The organism is Amycolatopsis sp. NBC_00345, assembly GCF_036116635.1.
Taxonomy (GTDB): Bacteria; Actinomycetota; Actinomycetes; order Mycobacteriales; family Pseudonocardiaceae; genus Amycolatopsis.
In genome coordinates, this window is the sequence record NZ_CP107995.1 from 5,977,174 (window position 1) to 5,999,208 (window position 22,035).

Annotated in this window: 10 protein-coding genes and 3 pseudogenes; 4 read left to right on the forward strand and 9 right to left on the reverse strand. The window is 71.6% G+C overall.

Going from position 1 to position 22,035, the window contains the following annotated elements:
- Window positions 1–29: 29 nt before the first annotated feature.
- The 7 genes and pseudogenes from OG943_RS26690 to OG943_RS26720 form a co-directional block, all read right to left on the reverse strand.
- Window positions 30–4,742: pseudogene (locus OG943_RS26690) on the reverse strand (type I polyketide synthase); the annotation flags it as partial.
- A gap of 106 nt (window positions 4,743–4,848) precedes the next feature.
- Window positions 4,849–10,104 (reverse strand): annotated as a pseudogene (locus OG943_RS26695) (SDR family NAD(P)-dependent oxidoreductase); the annotation flags it as partial.
- 170 nt (window positions 10,105–10,274) lie between these two features.
- On the reverse strand, window positions 10,275–11,186 hold the full coding sequence (locus tag OG943_RS26700) for a nucleotide disphospho-sugar-binding domain-containing protein (RefSeq protein WP_328603665.1): 912 nt from the start codon (window positions 11,184–11,186) through the stop codon (window positions 10,275–10,277).
- Window positions 11,187–11,282: 96 nt separating this feature from the next.
- Window positions 11,283–13,847 carry an ABC transporter permease gene (locus tag OG943_RS26705; protein WP_328603666.1) on the reverse strand — a complete coding sequence of 855 codons (2,565 nt, stop codon included), beginning with the start codon at window positions 13,845–13,847 and terminating at the stop codon, window positions 11,283–11,285.
- Window positions 13,844–14,617, reverse strand: coding sequence for an ABC transporter ATP-binding protein (locus OG943_RS26710; protein ID WP_328603667.1), 774 nt, complete (start codon window positions 14,615–14,617; stop codon window positions 13,844–13,846). The genes OG943_RS26705 and OG943_RS26710 overlap by 4 nt, the downstream gene beginning before the upstream one ends.
- Window positions 14,614–14,847, reverse strand: a complete 234-nt coding sequence (locus OG943_RS26715) for a hypothetical protein (protein ID WP_328603668.1) — start codon at window positions 14,845–14,847, stop codon at window positions 14,614–14,616. Before OG943_RS26715 ends, OG943_RS26710 begins: the two co-directional genes overlap by 4 nt.
- A gap of 85 nt (window positions 14,848–14,932) precedes the next feature.
- Window positions 14,933–15,346: a hypothetical protein gene (locus OG943_RS26720; protein WP_328603669.1), complete on the reverse strand. Its 414-nt coding sequence runs from the start codon at window positions 15,344–15,346 to the stop codon at window positions 14,933–14,935.
- A 226-nt stretch (window positions 15,347–15,572) separates the two neighbouring features.
- Here OG943_RS26720 and OG943_RS26725 point away from each other — a divergent pair, with 226 nt between their 5' ends.
- From OG943_RS26725 to OG943_RS26740, 4 genes are all read left to right on the forward strand, one after another.
- Complete coding sequence (locus OG943_RS26725; RefSeq protein WP_328603670.1) at window positions 15,573–16,319, forward strand: TetR/AcrR family transcriptional regulator; 747 nt, start codon at window positions 15,573–15,575, stop codon at window positions 16,317–16,319.
- Between the two features lie 298 nt (window positions 16,320–16,617).
- Entirely contained in the window at window positions 16,618–17,301 is a 684-nt protein-coding gene (locus OG943_RS26730) for a PIG-L deacetylase family protein (protein ID WP_328603671.1), read from the forward strand.
- Between the two features lie 47 nt (window positions 17,302–17,348).
- Window positions 17,349–18,641 carry a nucleotide sugar dehydrogenase gene (locus OG943_RS26735; protein ID WP_328603672.1) on the forward strand — a complete coding sequence of 431 codons (1,293 nt, stop codon included), beginning with the start codon at window positions 17,349–17,351 and terminating at the stop codon, window positions 18,639–18,641.
- 13 nt (window positions 18,642–18,654) lie between these two features.
- Window positions 18,655–19,617, forward strand: coding sequence for an NAD-dependent epimerase/dehydratase family protein (locus OG943_RS26740; protein WP_328603673.1), 963 nt, complete (start codon window positions 18,655–18,657; stop codon window positions 19,615–19,617).
- Window positions 19,618–20,179: 562 nt separating this feature from the next.
- On the opposite strand, the gene OG943_RS26745 is transcribed toward OG943_RS26740, so the two are convergent.
- Both OG943_RS26745 and OG943_RS26750 read right to left on the reverse strand, forming a co-directional pair.
- Window positions 20,180–21,304 (reverse strand): HNH endonuclease signature motif containing protein, encoded by a 1,125-nt coding sequence (locus OG943_RS26745; RefSeq protein ID WP_328603674.1) that lies wholly within the window; start codon window positions 21,302–21,304, stop codon window positions 20,180–20,182.
- A 141-nt stretch (window positions 21,305–21,445) separates the two neighbouring features.
- Window positions 21,446–21,709, reverse strand: a pseudogene (locus OG943_RS26750) (hypothetical protein); the annotation flags it as partial.
- Window positions 21,710–22,035: the final 326 nt, after the last annotated feature.

Genomic DNA, 22,035 nt, shown 5'->3' on the forward strand with positions numbered 1-22,035 from the left:
GCTCCGGTGGTCCTGCGGGTGGGCGGCGCTCAGGCGCCTAGCTCGTTGTCGATCAGGGCGAACAGCTCGTCCGTGGTCGCGGCCTCCAGCGCCGCGCCGGCGGTCCCGCCGGCGAGCGTCTGGTGCAGCGTGGTGACCATCGCCTGCAGCCGGGCGACGACGCGGGACCGGTCGATCTCCGCCGCGTCCAGCCCGGCCGCGACGGCCTCCAGCCGGTCCAGCTCGACCTCCAGCGGAACCTCCGCGACGCCCTCGCACAGCTGCGTCCACAGGTGCTCGGCCAGCGCCTGCGGGTTCACGTGGTCGAACGCGACGGTGGCCGGCAGCTTCAGCCCGGTACTGGCGCCGAGCCGGTTACGCAGGTCGACGGCCGTCACCGAGTCGAAGCCCAGTTCCTTGAACGCACGGGCCGCCTCGACCGTCGAACCGGCGTCGTACCCGGCGACCACGGCGACCTGGCCGCGCACCAGCTCCAGCAGCGTCCGCTGCTGCTCGGCCGGGGTGAGCGAAGCCAGCTGCCCCTTGAGGTCGCCGGTCGGCTCGGCCGTGGCCCCGGTGTCGTCCGCGGTCACCTCGGGCAGCCCGCGCAGCAGCGGCCGCGGCCGGGCGAGCTGGTAGACGGGCGCGAACACGGTCCAGTCGATGTCCGCGACCACCAGCTGGCTCTCGTCGTGGTCGAGGGCCTGGCCCAGCGCTTCGGCGGCGAGCCGCGGGTCCATCTCGGCAAGGCCGATGCGGCGTAACAGATCGCTCGCCTCGGCGTCGACCATGCCCCCGCCGCCCCAGGAGCCCCAGGCGACCGCGGTCGCGGTCTTCCCGGCCGCGCGGCGGCGGCGGGCGAGCGCGTCGAGGTAAGCGTTGCTCGCGGCGTACGCGGGCTGGCCCGAAGTGCCCCACACGGCGGCACCCGAGGACATCAGCACAAACGCGTCCAGCTCGGTGTCGCCGAGCAGTTCGTCGAGCAGCGCGGCGCCGGTGACCTTGGCGCGGGTGGCGGCGGCGAACTCGGCCGGCGTGACGTCGGCCAGCAGCGGCTCGGCGGTCAGCACCCCGGCGGCGTGCACGACGGCGGACGGCGGGTGCTCGGCCAGCAGGGCTTCCAGCGCCGTGCGGTTCGAAACATCGCAAGCCGCGACGGTGACCCGGGTGCCGGACAGCTCTTCGACCAGCTCCCGCGCGCCGGGCGCTTCGAGACCGCGGCGGCTGGTGAGCACGAGGTGTTCGGCACCGCGTCCGGCGAGCCAGCGGGCGACGTTCGCGCCGACCGCGCCGGTGCCCCCGGTGACCAGCACTGTGCCCCGCGGCTGCCACGGCTCGGCCGCGGCCCCGGTTCCGGCGAGCGGCGCGCGCACCATGCGCTTGCCGAACACGCCGGACGGCCGGATCGCCACCTGGTCCTCACTGTCCACTCCGGACAGCACCGCGGCCAGCCGGGCCACGTCCTCCGTACCGGTCACGTCGACCAGGCCGCCCCAGGTGCCCGGGCGGTCGAGCGCGGCCACCGTGCCGAGGCCCCACACCGCGGCCGCGGCCGGGTCGGCGTCGGAGAAGGCGTCCACCGCGACGGCGCCACGGGTGACCACCCAAGCGGGCGCGTCGACGGCGATGTCCTGCAACGCCTGGAGCAGCGTGATGGTCGCGGCGACCGGAGTGGTCAGCGCCGGGCCTTCGGGGTGCTCGCGGGTGTCGAGCGCCAGCAGCGACAGCACTCCGTCGAACGGGCGGAGCGTGGTCGCCTCTTCGATCACCTCGGCCAGCTCGGCGCGTCCGGCGGGCGCGATGACCCGCACGACGTCACCCTGTTCCGCGAGCGCTTCGGCCAGGTCCGCCGCTTCGGGCACCCCGGCCGGGAGGATCACGAGCCAAGCGCCCTTGAGTCCACCGGTGACACCCGAGAGCGGGGCCCACGAAACGCGGTACCGCCAGGAGTCCACCGTGGACAGTTCGGTCCGGCGGCCGTGCCACGCGGCCAGCGCCGGAACGACCTCGGCGAGCGGTGCCGCCTCGACGCCGAGCCGGGCCGCGAGTGCGTCGACATCGCCGCCGGTGACGTCCTGCCAGAACTCCTGATCGGCCACTGGCGCGGCGCCAGGCTGCTCGGCGGCGGACTCTTCTTCGTGCCAGAAACGCTTGTGCTGGAACGGATAGGTCGGCAGCTCGACCAGCCGGCCACCAGGCACCAGCGAGGTCCAGCCGGCCGCACCGCCGCGGACCGCGTACTCGGCCATCGACGTCGCGAACCGGACCAGGCCACCCTCGTCGCGGCGCAGGGTGCCGACGACGGCGCCGGCGTGGCCGGTCTCGTCCAGCGTCTCCTGGATGCTCATCGCCAGCACCGGGTGCGGGCTGACCTCGATGAACCGCGTGTAGCCGGCCGCGGCGAGCTTCGCGACGACCGGGGCGAAGCTGACCGTCGTGCGCAGGTTGGTGAACCAGTACCCGGCGTCCACAGTGGATTTTCCGACCGGCTCTTCGTTCACGGTCGAGGTCATCGCGACGTCGCCGAGGCGGGGCTCGATCGGGCCGAGGTCGGCCAGCAGCCGGTCGGACAGGTGCTCGACGTGCGCGGAGTGCGAGGCGTAGTCCACTGGCACCCGCTTGGCACGGAAGCCTTCCGCGACCAGCTCGTCGCGCAGCTGGTCGAGCGCGTCGCCGTCGCCGGAGAGCACAGCCGAGGTCGCGCCGTTGTCGGCGGCGAGGGAGATCCGGCCGTCCCAGGCTTCGAGGCGGGTGCGCAGGTCGGCCGCGGACAGCCCGGCGGCGAGCATCCCGCCGCCCCGGCCGCCCAGCACGTCACCGATCGCCTTGCTGCGCAACGCGACCACCCTGGCACCGTCCTCAAGCGACAGTGCACCCGCGACACTCGCGGCGGCGATCTCGCCCTGCGAGTGGCCGATCACCATGTCCGGCTCCACGCCGTGCGCGCGCCACAGCGCGGCCAGCGAGACCATCACCGCCCACAGCATCGGCTGCACGACGTCCACCCGGTCGGCGGGCGGCGTGCCCGGCTCCCCGCGCAGCACGGCCAGCACCGACCAGTCCACGAACTTCCGCAGCTCCGCGTCGCACTCGGTCAGCCGTTCGGCGAACGCGGGCGACTGCCCGAGCAGCTCGATCGCCATGCCGGTCCACTGCGAGCCCTGGCCGGGGAACACGAACACGGTCTTGCCGCGCACGTCGGCGGTGCCGGTGACCACGTCGGGCCGCGACCCGCCGGCGGCCAGCGCGCGTAAGGCTTCGGCCGCCTGCTCGCTGTCTTCGGCGAGCACCACGGCGCGGTGGTCGAAGGACGCGCGCCCGGCGGCCAGCGTGTACGCGACGTCGTCGAGATTGCCATTGACCTGCGCGGAAAGCTGCGCGGCGGCCTCGGCCAGGGCGGCCGGGGTCTTCGCCGAGAGCGGCAGCGGATACACGGCAGACGCCGAACGCCCGGTTTCCGCGGCTTCCGGCGCCTGTTCCAGAATCACGTGCGAGTTGGTACCGCTGGCGCCGAACGACGACACGGCGGCGCGGCGCGGCCGTGAGACCTCCGGCCAGTCCCGCGGCTCGGTCAGCAGCTCGACCGCGCCCGCGGTCCAGTCGACGTGCGTCGACGGCGTGCCGACGTGCAGCGTGCGCGGCAGCTTCCCGTGCCGCAGCGCCTGCACCATCTTGATCACCCCGGCCACGCCGGCGGCGGCCTGCGGGTGCCCCATGTTCGACTTGATCGAACCGAGCAGCAGCGGCTCACCCGAGGTGCGCTGCCCGTACGTCTCCATCAGCGACTGGGCCTCGATCGGGTCACCCAGCTTGGTGCCGGTGCCGTGCGCCTCGACGGCGTCCACATCGCTCGCGGTAAGCCCGGCGTCGGCCAGCGCCGCCTCGATCACGCGGACCTGCGAAGGTCCGTTCGGGGCGGAGAAGCCGTTGCTGGCGCCGTCCTGGTTCACCGCGGAACCACGCAGCAGCGCGAGGATCTGGTGCCCGTTGCGCCGGGCGTCCGACAGCCGCTCCAGCACGAGGACGCCGACCCCCTCGGCCCACGACGTGCCGTCGGCGTCGTCGGAGAACGATTTGCTGCGCCCGTCGGCGGCGAGTCCGCGGCGGCTGCAGAAGTCCACGAACAGCTCCGGCGTGCCCATCACCGCGACGCCGCTGGCGAGCGCCAGGGTGCAGTCGCCCCGGCGCAGCGCCTGCGCCGCCAGGTGCATCGCGACGAGCGACGACGAGCACGCGGTGTCCACCGACACCGAGGGGCCTTCCAGCCCGAGAGTGTAGGAAACCTGGCCGGAGACGAGACTGCCGTCCGGGCTGCCGCCGCTGTAGTCGTGGTACATCACCCCGGCGTAGACGCCGGTGGGGCTGCCCTTGAGCCGGTGCGGATCGAGCCCGGCGCGCTCGAACGCCTCCCAGGAGGCCTCGAGCAGGATGCGCTGCTGCGGATCGGCCCGGCGCGCGTCGCGCGGGCTGATGCCGAAGAACTCGGCGTCGAAGTCCGGTGCGTCGTAAAGGAAACCGCCGTGGCGCGTGTAGGTCTTGCCGGGACGCTCGGGCGTCGGGTCGTACACGCCCTCGATGTCCCAGCCGCGGTCGGCGGGGAACTCCCCGATCACGTCGCGGCCCCCGTCGACCACCTCCCAGAGGTCTTCCGGCGTCGCGATGCCCCCGGGATAGCGGCAGCTCATGCCGATGATCGCGATGGGCTCGGTGTCCCTGCTCTCCAGCTCGTGCACCCGGTGCCTGGCCTGCGTAAGGTCGGCCATCGCGCGCTTCAGATAGTCGCGGAGCTTGTCCTCGTTCCCCATGGCTTTCCCGTTCATCGAGGTTGTTCGCGATGGTTCGTTACCGGCTGGTGGAGCCCGCCCGGTGTCAAGAGATGCCCAGTTCGTTGTCCAGCACGGCAAAGAGCTCGTCGTCGGTGGCGGCGTCGAAATCGGCCTCCGGCGCGTCGTGGCCGGTGTTCGCGTCGGCCCACTTGCGCACCAGGGCGTCGAGCCGGGCGGTGACCTTCGCGGCCGAGCCGTTGAGCGACCCGGCGGAGCTGAGCGCTGCCTCGAGCCGGTCGATCTCGGCCAGCAGCGGCTCCGCGGCGCCTCGGCCCGGGCCGAGCAGTTCGTGCAGGCGCCGGGCGAGCGCGGCCGGCGTCGGGTGGTCGAACACGATGGTCGCGGTCAGTTTCAGGCCGGTCAGCGCACCGAGCTGGTTGCGCAGCTCCACCGAGGTGAGCGAGTCGAAGCCCATCTCCTGGAAGGCGCGCCCTGGCTCGACCGACGCGGCCGATGTGAACCCGAGCACCGCCGCGACCTGCTCGGACACCACACCCAGGAGGTAGGCCTCGCGCTCGGTCTCGGGCAACGTGCCCAGCCGGGCGGCGACCGCGCCGCCGGACCGGGCGGCCGGGCGGCGGCCCGGCGCGGGCCGGACGAGCCCGCGCAAAACCGGCGGAGGAGCGTCGGTGCGGGCGCGCAGCGCCGCAAGGTCGAGCTTCACCGGCGCGAGCACGGCATCCTCGGCGACGAGGCACGCATCGAGCAGGGCGAGGGCCTCGTCGGTGGCCATCGGCGGTGTGCCGAGGCGGCGCAGACGGCGGAAGTCGGCCTCGTCGAGCTCGCCGGCCATGCCACCGTCCTCGGCCCAGGCACCCCAGTCCAGTGCCGTCGCCGCGAGCCCCTGGGCCCGGCGATGGCCGGCCAGCCCGTCGAGGTAGGCGTTGGCGGCGGCGTATCCGGCTTGGCCGGCCGCGAGGACGGTGCTCGCGGCCGAAGAGAACAGGACAAACGCGTCCAGGTCGCGGGTCAGCTCGTGCAGGTGCCACGCGCCGTCGACCTTGGGGGCGAAGACACGGTCCAGCTCGTCTTCGGTGAGAGCCTCGACCCGGCCGGCGGAGGGGACGCCCGCGGCGTGCAGGACGGCGGTCAGCGGCGCCTCGGCCGGGATCGCGTCGAACAGCGACCGCACGGACGCCGCCTCGGTGACGTCGCACCTCGCGATCGTCACCTCGGCGCCCAGCTGCCGGAGTTCTTCGCGCAGCTCGGCCGCCCCGGGAGCGTCGGCGCCCCGGCGGCTGGTGAGCAGCAGGCGGCGCACCCCGTGCCGCGTCACCAGGTGCTTCGCGACCACGGCGCCGAGCCCGCCCGTGCCCCCGGTGATGAGGACAGTCCCGTCGGGGTTCCAGCTCAGCTCCCTCGCCGGCGGCGTCGCGGGGGTCAGGCGCGGCACGAGGACCTTGCCCTCGCGGACGGCCACCTCGGGCTCGCCGGTGGCCAGGGCCGGCCCGGAGTCGCCGCCCGCGTCGAGGTCGACGAGGACGAACCGGCCCGGGTTCTCGGCCTCGGCCGCCCGCACCAGGCCCCAGACCGGCGCGACGGCCGGGTTGACGTCCTCGCCGTCGACCGACACCGCGCCGCGCGTGACCACGGCCAAGCGGGTCTCGCCGTCCTCGGCGAGCAGTGCCTGGACAGCGGCGAGCACCTGCCGCGTGACCGCACGAGCCGCGGCGGGCACCGGACCGTCCACAGTGGTCACTTCCAGCACCTTCGCGGCGCCGGCGTTCCCGGTCGGCGAAGCGGGCTCCCACGAAACCCGGAACAGCGAGTCCCGGCTCGATGCCAGCTTGTCCAGCGAGATCGGCCGCGCGGCCAGTGACTCGACGGACAGCACGGGCTCGCCGGTGGCGTCGGCGATCCGCAGCGTGATGGTGTCGGTGCTGCTCGGCGACACGTGCACTCGCAGCGCCGCCGCGCCCGCACGGTGCAGGGTGGTGCCGGTGAAGGCGAACGGCAGCATCGGCTTCACTTCGCCGTCGTCGGTCACCGGGCCGAACAGCTGGGCGTGCATCGCGGCATCGAGCAGCGCCGGGTGCAGGCCGTAGTCAAGGGCGTCGGCGCCGTCGGGCAGGGCGACCTCGGCGTACACGTCGTCGCCGCGGCGCCACATCGCACGCAGGCCCTGGAAGGCGGGCCCGTAGTCGTAGCCCAGCTCCGCGAGCCGCGCGTACGGTTCGGCCAGCTCGACCTCGACGGCACCCGCGGGCGGCCACTCGGCCAAGTCGAACGACGGCGGCTCCGCCTCGGCACTCACGAACCCCTCGGCGTGCCGGAGCCAGGCGTCCTCGCCGTCGAGTCGCGAGTGGACAGTGACGCGGCGGCGGCCGTTCTCCTCGGCTTCCACCGACACCTGGATCGCCGCGCCCGCGCCTTCGGCCAGCGTCAGCGGGGCCTGAAGCGTCAGCTCCTCGATCCGGGTGCAGCCGGCCTCGTCGGCGGCGCGCTGCGCCAGCTCGAGGAAAGCCGTTCCGGGCAACAGGATCGTGCCGAGGACGACGTGGTCGGCCAGCCATGGCGTGGTGTCCGCGGAGAGCCGGCCGGTGAGCACCAGCGTGTCGGCATCCGGGACCCGCACGACGGCGCTGAGCATGGGGTGCCCGGCGGACTGCTGGCCATGGTCGGCGGCGGTGGTCGTGGTGGCGGTGGTGGCGGGCAGCCAGTAGCGGGTGCGGCGGAACGAATAGGTGGGCAGCGCGACCGGCCGGGCACCGGCGTAGAACGCCGCCCAGTCCACGGGAATCCCCCGGGCGTGCAGGGTCGCGAGCGCGGTGACGACGGTGTGGGCCTCGGCGCGGTCCTTGCGCTGGGCCGGGACGAACGCCAATCCGTTGTTCTCCGGCGCAGTGTCCTCCAGCGCGGCCCGCGCGGCAGCGGTGAGCACCGCGCCCGGCCCCACCTCGACGAACGTCCGGACACCCTGGCCGGCCAGCGTGCGCACGCCGTCGTGGAACCGGACGGCCGCACGGACCTGGCGCACCCAGTACTCCGGCGTCGCCAGGTCGGCGTCGGCGGAGACCGTCGAGATGATGGGGATCTCGGGCTTGGCGTAGGTGAGCTTCTTCGCGACGGCGGAGAACTCGGCGAGCATCGGCTCCATCAGCGGCGAGTGGAAAGCGTGCGAGACGCGCAGCTTCGAGGTCTTGCGGCCGGGGAACTGGGCGGCGACGGCGGCCGTGCCGTCCTCGGCGCCCGAGACCACCAGCGCGTCCGGGCCGTTGATCGCGGCGATGCTCACCCCGGCCGTGAGCAGCGGGGTCACCTCGGCTTCGGTGGCCTGGATCGCGACCATCGCGCCACCCGCCGGCAGGGCCTGCATGAGCTTCGCCCGCGCGGCGACCAGCGTGCAGGCGTCGCCGAGCGAAAGCACCCCGGCGACGTGCGCCGCGGCCAGCTCGCCGATCGAGTGGCCGAGGAGGAAGTCGGGCCGCACGCCCCACGTCCGGAGCAGCCGGTACAGCGCGACCTCGACGGCGAACAGCGCGGGCTGCGTGTAACCGGTCTGCTCCAGTGCTTCTTCGTCGTCCAGCACCGTCCGCAGTGGACGGTCCAGGTGCTGGTCCAGTTCGGCGGCCACGGCGTCGAGCGCTTCGGCGAACGCCGGGTACTGCTCGGCGAGAACCAGCCCCATCCCGGGGCGCTGGGCGCCCTGACCGGTGAACAGGAACGCCGTCCGGCCGCTGCCACGCCGGTCGCGCACCACGCCGGGCGCGTCGGCACCCTCGGCGAGCGCGGTCAGCCCGGCGAGCAGTTCCGTGCGGTCGGCGCCGACGACGACGGCCCGGTGGTCCAGGGCCGAACGGGTCGTGGCGAGCGAGAAACCGATGTCCGCCAAGGAATCAGCGGCATCGACGTGGCCGGCGAGCCGCTGGGCCTGTGCGGCCAGGGTGTCCGGCGAATCGGCCGATACCGGCCACGCGTGGACGGGCGGCGCGGGCGGGGTCACCGGCTCTTCCGGCTTGGCCTCCACCTGCTCGATGATCACGTGGGCGTTGGTGCCGCTGATGCCGAACGACGACACCGCGCCGCGGCGTGGCCGGGACACCGCGGGCCACTCGCGAGCCTCGGTGAGCAGTTCGACGCGGCCGGCCGACCAGTCGACGTGCGGCGACGGCGCGTCCACGTGCAGGGTCTTCGGCAGCACGCCGTGGCGGATGGCCTGCACGACCTTGATCACGCCGCCGACCCCGGCGGCGGCCTGCGCATGCCCGATGTTCGACTTGAGCGAGCCGAGCCACAGCGGTTCTCCGGGCTCTTCGCCGCGCTGGCCGTAGGTCGCCAGCAGTGCCTGCGCCTCGATCGGGTCGCCCAGCTTCGTTCCCGTGCCATGGCCTTCGACCAGGTCGACGTCCGATGTGGACAGTCCGGCCGACTCGAGGGCCAGCTGGATGACCCGCTGCTGCGCCGGCCCATTGGGGACGGTGAGCCCGCTGGATGCGCCGTCCGAGTTCACCGCGCTGCCCCGCACGACGGCGAGCACGTCGTGGCCGAGCCGGCGAGCTTCGGACAGCCGCTCGACCACGAGCACGCCGACGCCCTCGCCCCAGCCCGTGCCGTCAGCGCTCGCGGCGAACGCCTTGCAGCGTCCGTCGTCCGACAGGCCGCGCTGCTCGCTGAAGTCCACGAACGTCTCCGGCGTGGCCATCACCGTGACCCCGCCGACGAGGGCCAGCGCGCAATCGCCGCGGCGCAGCGCCTGGATGGCCCAGTGCAGGGCGACCAGCGAGGACGAGCACGCGGTGTCCACCGACACCGCCGGCCCCTCCAGGCCGAGCGCATACGCGACCCGGCCGGAGACGACGCTGCCGGCGGCCGCGTGGCCGCGGTAGTCGTGGTACATCACCCCGGCGAACACGCCGGTGTTGCTGCCGCGCAGCGTCTCGGGCACGATGCCGGCGCGCTCCAGCGCGGTCCAGGACGTCTGCAGCAGCAACCGCTGCTGGGCGTCCATCGCGAGCGCCTCGCGCGGCGAGATGCCGAAGAACTCCGGGTCGAACTCGGCGGCGTCGTAGAGGAAGCCCGCCTCGCGGGTGTTCGTGGTGCCGGGACGCTCGCCCGCCGGGTCGTAGAGCGCCTCCAGCGGCCAGCCGCGGTCGGCCGGGAACGGGCCGACCGCGTCGGTGCCGGACGCCACCAGCTCCCACAGGTCCTCCGGGGAGGCGACCCCGCCGGGATACCGGCAGTCCATGCCGACGATCGCGATCGGCTCGGCGCCGGCGTCGCGCACATCCCGCAGGGCCTGCTTCGCCTCGCGCAGTTCGGTGGTCGCACGCTTGAGGTAACCGAGCAGCTTGCCTTCGTTTTCCGTGCTCACGTCATTACCCCCATTCCGGCACCAACGGAGCAGAAAATGGCACTCACGTAATCGACCGCCTCAGTAAGTCGCCGCGATTTTGCAGGTGATTCCGCGGCAAACGCTACCCAGATGTCTGCTCCCGCCCTACCCCTAACGGGCCGGGCCGACCCCCGTTATCAGCGGATCAGTTCGGCCACGACGGCGGGTGGGGCGGGCAGCGCGGCGATCTCTTCCCGCAACGCCTTCGCGGCGCGGCAAAGCTTTTCATCGGACGTCAGCGTGCGGACCCCTTCGCCGAAGCCGGTCTTTCCGGCGCCGGCCGCCGCGATCCGCGGGGCGATCGCCGATTCGGTCAGGGAAAGCTGGGGCAGGCCGTACGCCGCCGCCGCGAGCGCGAGTGCCGCGTCGCCGTCGTGGATGACCGCGGCACACGTCGGCAGCAGCGCGGCCGGTGGCGCGGAGTCGACGAGCCTGACGTTGGCCGGCATCGCGACTCCGGCCGGGATGCGGGCCGCCTCGGCCGCGCACACCAGTTCGAAGTCCGCTTCCGCGACCGCGTCGAACACCGGGCCGAACATCGTCTCGTCGGTGAGTGACAGCAGCGCGCGGCTGCGCCTTGCCTTGCGGCGCAACCAGTTCGGCACCACGACGGGGCCGAAGTAGGGCACGTGCCGGACCGCGCGGGCCGGACCGCCCCCGGCCCGCAGCGAAGGCGGCACGGTGTCCAAGGTGATATCCGCGTCCCCTGAGTTACCCAGCTCCGGCTCGTCCAGCGCGCCGAGCACCCGGACGGCGACGGCCCCGACCGCCCGCGCGGCGGCCGTTCCCGCCGGTGCGCGGGCGTCGGAGACCACGACCTGGGGCCGCCACAGCTCGGCGAACTCGACCAGGGCCGCGGACTCGGCGAGCGAGGCTTCGTCACCGCTTTCCAGCTTGACCGCCACACAACTGGTGCGGAGGATCTCTTCGATGAAAGCCGGGCGTCCGGCGATTTTCACGTCATGGCCCGCCGTCCGCAATGCCCACGCGAGAGGCGCGAGATTATGCAGCCGGGCGGGCGAAGACGGGGCGGCCATGAGCACACGCATGGAATCCACTCCAAATAAAAGGAAACCGGGGCACACCCGGCGCGGATAGTTGAGTCGAAACTATCCACGCCGGAGGTGCCCCGGTACCCCTATCGCTCATTGCCCGGGCAGGGTCACCGCCTCGATCGGCTTCCGGCGCATGGCGAGCCGGGCGGCCAGCGCGGTGACCGGCCAGACGATCAGGAATATCGCGACCACCACCGCGAAGAACACCCAGACCGGCCCGGACGGGATGATCTCCCCGGTCGTGATCGCCATCGGCAGCACGGTGAACAGCGAGATGACGATTCCGAGCACCAGCCCGACCACGGCGACGATGCCGCCCTCGATGAACAGCATCCGCCGGACCTGGCCGCGATCGGCGCCGGCGAGCCGCTGCACGCCGAACTCCCGGCGGCGGGCGAGCACGGCCACGGCGAGCGTGTTCACGGCCGCGATCGCCGCGTAGGCGATGGCGAGCACGGCCAGCAAGTAGTTGATCAACGCCTCGACGTCCGCACCGGCCTGAAAATTCCGCGTCAGCGCGCCGTCATCGCCGACGGTGGTTCCCGGGGAGTTCCGCAGTCGCTCGGTGAGCGCGGGCACCAGGGCGCCCGCGTCCTGCCCGGCCGCGGCCTTCACCAGCACCTGGGCCGGCAGGCCGGCCGTGGTGTGCGCCGTCAGGAGGTCGGCGGGCAGCACGATGCTGGGATAGCTCGACGGGCTGTCGAGCAGCGCGACCACGTTCACCGCTACCTCGGCCCCGTCGCCGAGCCGCATGGTGATCCGGTCACCGAGCTTGATTTCCAGGTCGCCGGCGACCTCCTCGGGCAGTGCGACCGCGTTGCCGCTGAGGTTCTTGAGCGACCCCTGCGTGACCTCGGTGGCGAGCACCGAGCCGCCCTGGTCTTCGGCGGCGACGCCGAACAGGCGCAACGGGTCGCTGCCGTTGCCGTCGTAGGGCTGCGCGATCCAGCCGGAGCTGGTGACGAGCGGGGACGCGGTGCCGACGCCCGGCGTGCTCCGGATTCCCGCCAGCTCGTCCGGCGAAATGCCGCCGGTGTCCGTGCTGACCACCGCATCAGCGGTCAGCTGGCCGGCGTACGAGGACACCCGGGCTTGCTGCGCCGTGGTCTCCGAATACACGTTGCCGAGCGCGACCGCGGTGGCGAGCGTGATCGGGGTGAGCACCGCGGCGAACGCCACCGCGCGCGCCCGGGAATTGATCACGGCCAGGGTGGCGTCCCGGCCCGCGATCCGCTGGATGAACGGGCCGAAGCGGTCGGCGACGTACGCCATGATCTCCGGGCCGAACAGCGCCACCGCGATGGCCCCGGTCAGCACCGCCGGTCCGCCGATCGCCGCGGCCGTGTCGGCGGGCATGAACACCGTGGTGACGGCCAGCAGCACCGTCGCGGCCGCGCACACCAGCGCGCCCATGCGGCGCAACGGGTTCACCTTCGCGCTCGGGATCGCGGCCTCGGCCAGCGCCTGGATCGGCCGCGCCCGCGAAGCCGACAGCGCCGCGAACCAGGCCGCGCCGTAAGTGATCGCGAGCGTGGCCACGACGCCGGCCGCGAACGCGATGATGTCCTGCCGGAACGCGAGTTCCTCCGGCACGATGCCGATCGACCGGCTGGTCGCGAAGATCTGGTTGCCGATCAGGCTGCCGAGGAACGCGCCGCACACCGCGGCGATCACACCGACGGCCATCGTCTCGGCGAGCACCATGCGGTGCACCTGCTTCGGCGTCGCGCCGGTGGCCCGCAGCAGCGCGATCTCCTGCTGCCGCTGCCGCACGGTCAGGCCGATCGTCGCGGAGACGACCAGCGCCATGACCACCAGCACCATGCCGCCGAACACCGCGGCCAGCAGGATGAGCGGGAGCTGGCTGGAGTCCACGCCGAGGAACTCGGCCGAACCGCGGTCGTCGCCGGTCAGCACGCTGACACCGCCGACGTCTCCGGCGATGCGCGCGGCCAGCTCGCCCGCGTCCACGCCGTCGGCGGGGAACACGCCGACCAGGTCGACGCGCCCCGGATGGGTGGCGAACCGCTGCGCGTCAGCGGCCGAGAAGAAGAACGCGGGCGCCCGCACGGCCTGGCCCGGCTCGGCGATCCCGGCGACGGTGAAGGACTGCTGTTGGCCGTCCACCACCAGATCCACCTTCGCGCCGGCCGCGACACCGGCCGCGCTCGCGGTGGCCGAGTCGAGCACGACCTGGCCCGGCGCCGTGGGCTTCGAGCCCTCGCGCACCGTGTAGCCGCCGAGTGCGGCGGAGTCCCAGCCGTGCCCCGAAGGCACCGACGCGGCCGAAACCTGCGGCGAGCCGTTATGCAGGAGCACCGCGGGGAAGGAGACGTCCGGCACCGCGCGCCCCACGCCCTGCACCCCGGCGATCTTGGCGACCTGGTCCTCGGGCAGCCCGGCACGCTCGGCGTACGGGACCACTTCCGACTCTTCGTCGGGCAGCTTGAACCCCGACGACCCGCCGACCACGACCGGCGCCGACGCGAGCCGCTCCGGCTTCGCCTGCAGCACGATGGCCGTCTCGAACAGCCCGGCGCACGCGATCAGCAACCCGCAGCCGATCAGGATCGCGATGAAGGACGCGAGCGAGGCCGCCACGCGGAACCGCAGGCTGGCCAGCGCCAGGTTGAGCACCACCCTCCGCGAACTCACGGCTGCCTCCGCGCCTTGGCCCGCGCGCCCAGCTGCGCCAGCATCGAGGCGACGGCCTCCACGCCCGGGGAAGCCAGCTGGGTGACGACCTGGCCGTCCACCAGGAACAGCACGTTGTCCGCGAAGGACGCCGCCACCGGGTCGTGCGTGACCATCACGATGGTCTGCCCCGCGCGCACCAGTTCACGCATCAGGTTCAGGACTTCGAGCGCGGTGTTCGTGTCGAGCGCGCCGGTCGGTTCATCGGCGAACACCACCGCGGGCCGGGCCGCGAGCGCGCGGGCGATCGCGACGCGCTGCTGCTGGCCGCCGGAAAGCTCACCGGGGCGGTGCTTCACGCGCTGCGACAGCCCGACGCGCGCGATCACCTCGTTCACCCACGCCCGGTCCGGCTCGCGGCCGGCCAGCAGCGTCGGCAGGGTGACGTTCTGCTCGACGTTCAGCGCGGGCATCAGGTTGAAGGACTGGAAGACGAACGCGACGTGCTGGCGGCGCAGCACCGTCAGCTGGGTCTCGCTCTTGCCCTTCAGGTCGGCGCCGACCAGCCGGACGCTGCCGGAGGTCGGCTTGTCCAGGCCGGCCGCGCAATGCAGCAGCGTGCTCTTGCCGGACCCCGACGGGCCCATCACCGCGGTGAAGGAGCCGGCGGGGAAGCTGACGGAGACCCCGGCGAGGGCTGCCACCGCACTGTCGCCGGAGCCGTAGGTCTTGTGCACCGAGTCCAGCTGGACCGGGGACTCGAGAGAGGTAGTGGTGGTCACGTCGTTCACTCCGATCCTTCCCGGGCGCGCCGCGCCGGGTCGAGGTACCACCAGAGCAGCAGCACGACTCCCCCGATGCCGATCGTCCACAGCCAGAACGGTGACTTGAAGGTCATGTCGACCAGGCACATGATCAGCCAGATCACGAACTGGAGGCCGCCGACGACCGCCCACACGATCGTGATGATCCAGCGGGCGAGGCCAACCGAAGACCGGGCTTCGTCGATACTCTCCGGCATGAGGTCCCCCATATCGGGTTTGCAAGATAACTGTGTATGGCTTGCACAGTTTAGCGGTGACCGGCGCCCTTGGCTACCCCGGGCCCTATCCGCCCACCCCGGGCACCGAGCGCAGGCGGCGGTCCCATTCGCGGGCGGCCCACACGGCGGCCGCCAGCAGGCCGCCGCCGACCAGCACCCAGATGGGCCATGGGTCCCAGTCGCCGGTGATCAAGCCGATCATCAGCCAGATGACGATGTGGACGACGCTGATGAGCAGCCACAGCGCGGCCGCGATCCGCGGCGCCGCCTCGATCGCCGGGGGGATCACGTCGCCGGCCCGGCTTCCGACCGCGACGCGCAGCGCGGCGCGCGTGGTCGCGGTCTGGACCAGAGCCAGCCGCCGGGCCGCCTCGGCGACGCCGTACTCGCCTTCCGAGCGGGCGTGCTCGATCTCGGTGGCCGCCAGCTTCCGGTCCAGCTCGGTGACCCGGCCCGCGAACCGGTTGGTCGCGCTCACGCGCACTCGCCTCCCACTCGTTGCCCCTTGAGCGCGATCGCACTCACCGAAAGCTGCCCCGGCCGGCGACTCGAGTCTCCGAGACCGGCGCCCCGCGGCCGCGAGCCTTCGGCCAGGGCGCACGCCCCGGCCGGCCTGGATGCCGCCACGACCATTTCCCCCAGCCTCTCGACTTGATTAGTGTAGGGCTTGCACAGTTTACGTGAAGAACACTGCGGAGCGGAAGATGACGACCGAGCCTGATCCTGCCGACCTCCGGGAACTGCCTCCCGGCCTGGCGCCCGCCTGGGTCACCACGCCGCGACCCCGCCGTGGCCCCAAGCCCTCGCACAGCGTGGCGCAGATCGTCGCCGCCGCCGTCGAACTCGCCGACGCCGACGGGCTGGCGGCCGCGTCGCTGCCCAACATCGCCGCCTCGCTCGGGCTGACCACCAACGCGCTGTACCGCTACCTCGGCTCGAAGGACGAACTGCTGGTCCTCCTGGCGGACGCCGGTTTCGGGCCGCCCCCGGAGTCGCTGGGCGACCCTGGCTGGCGGGCCACCGCACGGGCCTGGACCCAGGCCACGCTGGACCGCTACCGCGCCCGCCCCTGGCTGCTGGACGTCCCGGCCCGCGGTGATGCCGTGACCCCGAACCTGCTGAGCTGGACGGAAATACTGCTGGCGGCGCTGTCCGCCGCCGGTCTGGCCGATGCGGACGCTCTCGGCTGCGCGCGGCTGGTGGCGGACTTCGCCCGCGGCACGGCCGAACGCCTCCGCGCCGGCACCGAACCGGACTCCGCCAGCTTCCCCGCGCACGCCGATGGCGTCCGCGCGTTCCTCCAGCCCCTGCTCGCCGACCGCGGCTACCCCCGCCTGGCCGCCCTCGCGAACCGGCGCGAGTACCCGGCGGGCACGGACGTCGACTTCGGCCTGGACCGCGTGCTGGACGGCATCGCCGCCCTCGTTGCTGGGGATCAAGCCGGGCATTGACCCGCCCGGCCTGTCTTCGCCGGTCGCGTATGGGATACGACGCCAAGAACGCGTGCCGGGCACGCCCACCCCTAACGGCCCTGGAACCGCGCCGGTAATCCGCCCCTATCCCCGGCGGCGCGCGGCGGCCAAGGTTCGCTTTAGACCGTCTTTAGGGGTTGTCGGTCGTCGCCATCGGATGACAGATTTTCGGCACGTCCGAAAGACTATTCACCGCCGTTATGCCGTGCTCGCCACTGCGTTCCTCGATGGCCGGTACGGGAATGGCTCGCCCATTGGACTAAGGCTGGGGATCGGTATGCACAGGAAGATACGCAAGCTCCTGGTCGTGGGAGCGCACGGCGACGACGAGACACTCGGCGCGGGCGGCACCATCGCCCGGCTCGCCGACGAGGGCGTGACGGTGTCGCTCTGCATCCTGACCAACGACGACGGCTCGCGGTCGCCGACCGGCGCCGGGATCGTCAACCGCACCGCCGCGATCGAGCTGGCCGCGAAGACGCTCGGCATCGAACGCCTGTGCATCAACGAGTTCGGGGACAACCGCCTCGACACCATCAGCCACCTCGAGCTCAACCGGGTCGTGGAGAACGAGGTCCGGGACTTCGAGCCCGACACGATCTTCACCACGAGCATGTGCGACCTGAGCACCGACCACTCGCTGGTCAGCCGCGCCGCGCGGGTGGCGGGCCGTCCGGGCAAGGGCAGCGTGCAGGAGGTGCGGACCTTCGAGATCCGCTCGGCCACCGACGTCGGCGAAGCGTCCGGGCTGCCGGTCGCCTTCCGCCCCAACTGCTGGCAGCGCCTCGACGAGACGCACGTCGAGCGCAAGATCGAAGCGCTGCGCGCGTACGGCAAAGAACTCGAGCCCTGGCCCCACCCGCGTAGCGAACGGGGCGTCCGCGCCCTGGCCGAATACCGCGGTTCGCAGATCTCCGCCGATCTCGCCGAAGCATTCGAGATCGTCCGGATCGTGCACTGAATTCTTCCCAAACCACTTCGAACCGGGCAAGAGACGGGTGAACCGGAATGACCAGTACTGTCGCTGAATACGAAACCACCGCCGAGCTGAACAAACTCACGTCGGTCGCTGTGATCGGGATGGGGTACGTCGGGCTGCCGACGGCGCTCGGCCTGCACGCCGGCGGCGTCGAGGTGATCGGCATCGACCTTTCGCAGAACCGCCTCGACGCGATCCGCTCGTGCGACGTCGACCTCATCGAGTCGGACCAGCGCCGCCTCGAGAAGGCCGTGCACCAGGAGGACTTCCAGCTCACCAGCGACTCCTCGCGCATGGCGGAGGCCGACGCGGTGCTGGTGTGCGTGCCGACCGGGCTCGACGAGTACCTGATGCCCGACCTCGGCCCGCTGGAGAGCGCGTGCGCGGCCTTGATCGCCAACGCCCGCGCCGGCCAGACGCTCATCCTCACCTCCACCAGCTACGTCGGCACGTCGGGGCGGCTGCTGGTGAAGCCGTTGGCTGCCAAGGGCTTCACGGTCGGGCGCGACATCTTCGTGGCGTCCAGCCCCGAGCGCATCGACCCCGGCAACGTCACGCACACCCAGGCGGAGACGCCGCGGGTGCTGGGCGGGGTCACGCCGGTCTGCACGGCGATGGCGCAGCGCGTGATCAACGTGCTCACGCCCGCCGTGCACTGCGTCAGCTCGCCGGAGGCGGCCGAGATGACCAAGCTGTTCGAGAACACGTTCCGCGCGGTGAACATCGCGCTGGCCAACGAGTTCGCGGAGATCAGCGACGGCTTCGCGATCGACCCCATCGAGGTGATCGACGCCGCGGCGAGCAAGCCCTACGGGTTCATGGCCTTCCATCCCGGCCCCGGCGTCGGCGGCCACTGCATCCCGTGCGACCCGCACTACCTGCTGTGGCAGCTGCGCGCGACGCAGAGCAACGCACCACTCGTGACGCAGGCCATGCACGCCATCGCGGAACGGCCGAAGCAGATCGTGGACCGCGTGCAGAACACGCTTTCCCACGACGGCAAGGGGATGGCGGGCGCGCGGATCCTCGTGGTCGGCGTGACCTACAAGCCCGGTGTGCAGGACGTGCGTTCGTCCTCGGCGCTCGACATCCTCGACCTGCTCGCCGCGAAGGGCGCGAAGGTCGGCTACTACGACCCGCTCGTTCCCAACGTACGAGTGACCGGGGGCTCCCTCGACGGCATCGTCGAGCCGAACGGCGGCGACTGGGATGTCGCCCTGATCCACACGATCCAGCCCGGCCACCCCTACGAGTGGCTCGCCCAATGCGGCACCGTGGTCGACGCCACCTACCGCTTCGACCGCGCGCTGTTCGCGAACTGAGAGGACTCCTGACGTGCGTTACTTGATCACCGGCGGGGCCGGGTTCATCGGCTCCCACCTCACCGAACATCTGCTGGCTCGCGGCGACGAGGTCGTCGCGCTCGACAACCTCAGCACCGGCACCCTCGACAACCTCGCCGGCGTGTCCGGGCACGCGGGTTTCCGCTTCGTCCGCGGCTCCGTAACCGACCCGGCCGCCGTGGAATCGTGCATGGCGGGCATCGACGCGGTGTTCCACCTCGCCGCGGCGGTGGGCGTGTTCACCATCCTCGACAAGACGATGGACAGCCTGCGCACCAACCTGCACGGCACGGAGAACATGCTCGACGCCGCGCTGCGCCACGACGTCCCGATCCTCGTGGCGTCCACGAGCGAGATCTACGGCAAGAACACCGCCAACGGCCTCACCGAGGACTCCGACCGCATCATCGGCTCGCCGCTCAAGAACCGCTGGTCGTATGCGGAGGCCAAGGCGCTCGACGAGACGTTCGCCTACCTCTACGCCAAGGAGCACGGCCTGCGCACGGTGATCGTCCGGCCGTTCAACACGGTCGGCCCCCGCCAGACCGGCCGCTACGGCATGGTCATCCCGCGCTTCGTGAAGCAGGCACTGGCCGGCGAGCCGATCACGGTGTTCGGCGACGGCCAGCAGACGCGCTGCTTCTGCCATGTCCACGACGTCGTGCCCGCGCTGGTGGCGCTGCTGGCGGACGAAACGGCCCACAGCAAGGTCTTCAACCTCGGCAGCACCGAGCAGACGACCATCTCCCAGCTCGCCGAGCGCGTGATCTCCGCGACGGGTTCGTCGAGCACCATCGCGAAGGTGCCGTACGAGGAGGCCTACGGCGACGGCTACGAGGACATGCAGCGCCGCATCCCCGACTGCACCCGGGCGAACCAGCAGATCGGCTTCGCGCCCACCCGCACCCTGGACGACATCATCGCCGCGGTCGTCGCCGACCGCCGCGGTTCCTGATGCCGTTGGGGCCGCCCTGATCCGGAAACCGAAGGCGGGCGGGCGGAGGTGGTCGCGTTTCTCGCGCTCGTCGCTGATGCGGGTGTTGCCGCGGAATGAGGCGTGGGGCCGCTGGTAGAACTGGATTTGCGAAGATCGAATCCTGAACTCCAGAGGCCCCACGTGATTTCCTACGGTGCCACGCTCGACGTGACACGCGAGCTGGCCCTGTTCGTCGCCGATGTGCTGCGTGCCGAACGCCGCCGCCGGGGCGACACCCACGTGATCCTCGACAGCACCCTCATCGCCTGCGACCGCGGCGCCCGCAACCACGACCCAGGCCGTGACCGCGGGCGGCGGACAGGTCGTTGCGAGAGACGGGCAGGACCGTGTGCCGCGGCCATTCGCACAACCTCGCTGGCCAGCCCTACGACGAATCACCCTCTGCCCCCACCGGATCGGCACCATCGTCCAAGCAGCCTTCGTCGGCGCTGTTGGCTGCGCCGGAGGCGGAGCAACCAGGTGAGAAAGCAGTATCACGCGATGCTGGCCCAGCCTCCGGGTTGCTCGCTATGTGCCGGGGTCAGGCGGCTGCCTCGCGCCCGGCCTCGCCTGCGGCGTCTCTCACCCGGCTCTCGTGCAGTGGCGGTGGTTTTGTCGCGTACACCCGACCCGTCGGTGTGGTGATCGTGCCGTCACCGCCGGGCGCCGTGGTGCAGGTCCAGTCGGGTTCGTCTTTGAGGCGGTGGTGTCGTCGGCAGCGCGGGCCGAGGTTGTCTTCGGCGGTGTGGCCGCCTTGTGCGAAGTCGCGTGTGTGGTCGATGTCGCTGTACTGCGACGGACGACGACAGCCCGGGTGCTGACATACCCGGTCCCGCACCTGCACCAGGTCGGCGAGCGCGGCTGGTGGCCGGTAGCGGGTGCGGCCGACACTGAGGACCTGCCCGGTGTCGGGCTCGGTGATGATCCGCCGCCACACCGAATTCGAGTCCGCCGCAAGCGCCCGCGCCAGCCACGCCGGAACCGTGCCACAACCCGACAACTCGGCGGGCTCCTCGTTCAACCCGGCCAGCGTCAAAAGGTCTACATAGACATAGACAACGGGCTTGATGCCACTGTCACCCGGTGACCGGTTCAGCAGCCGATCAGCCAGGACATCCGCGCGCAACTGCTCCAACGTCCTGGCCTCGCCTCCGCAGCGGAGCTTCCGTGCTTGGTGGTCGAGGGAGGTGTAGATCGCCGATGCTTGTTCCACGGGGAGATCGCACAGCAGGGTGGACATGGTCTCGTCTTGATGAATCAGGCAGATGTTACGGTCGCGCCGTCGCGCCCGGGATCTTCGCTCGTATCCTTCGGCATCCACTTTCTGCACCACCCGATTCACCGCGGCCCGCAACGACGACGGATTCTTCCCGGTCAGCCGGGTAGCGACAATCGCGTCGACCTGGCAGGCTATGTCGTCGGAGAGGGCGATGGTCGGCTCGAATACCATCCGCGCCTTGAAACTATCGATCTCCCCACGCCGGAACGCCGCGAACGTCTCCGGCAACCGGGTAGTCAGTGCCTGCGCCAACGCGACATCAGCCCCCGCGCGCCGCTCTGTCACCGACAACTCCAACGCCAGCTCCGCCACCACCGACCGGACAGACCCACCCGTCGCCGCGAACAATGCGACATCAGCGACCTGCTCGGCCTCCAGCTGCGCCACCCGGACAGCCCGTTCATGAATCCGAGACAAAACATCGGAAGCGTCATTTGAAGAAGAATCCCCATAACAGCTCACTCTTTAATTTTACCGACGCCATCCACCAAAGACGTCACCGAATCGAGTGAACAAAACATCTCTATATCAACTACCGGGCCCACCCAGAATTCGGCTGACAAGCAGAACGCAAACGCTACTGAGAAACCTCATTGGGGTGCTGCGGCAAGCCGGAGGGCGGAGCAGCGCAACCAGGGGAATCACGCGACACCAGCTCGGGGGTGTGGTACCAGCGGAGGTCAGCAGGACGCGGAGCCGGCGTGGTTTCCTGCGCAGCCACGTCGGGACGATCGAGGGCCCGGAGTAGGGAACGTATCGGATCGGCAGGTGGCAGCGGTGATCTGCAGCGAAGGAGGCGGCGGGTCCAGGGTCGCCTGCCGGTGAGCAGCAAGGCCTTGCCTGGGCTCGGCAACGCCGAGGAGCCGCACACTCCCCGACACGCTGACGCGTGTGACCACCGCCCCGGCAGGCGCGCGCTCGTCCCCGATCACCGGGCTGGGTTTCCACCGCTCGGCGAAGTTCACCGAATCATCCACTGTGGACTGAACCACGAGTCGGTCGTCGTCCGCGCCGACCGCCATCGCGACGAAGCCGGTAAGGGTGATTGTCTCGGTGAACGTTGGGCCTGCCCGCGATTACACCTCGTGTCCCGCGGTGCGCGGCGCCCATCCCAGCGG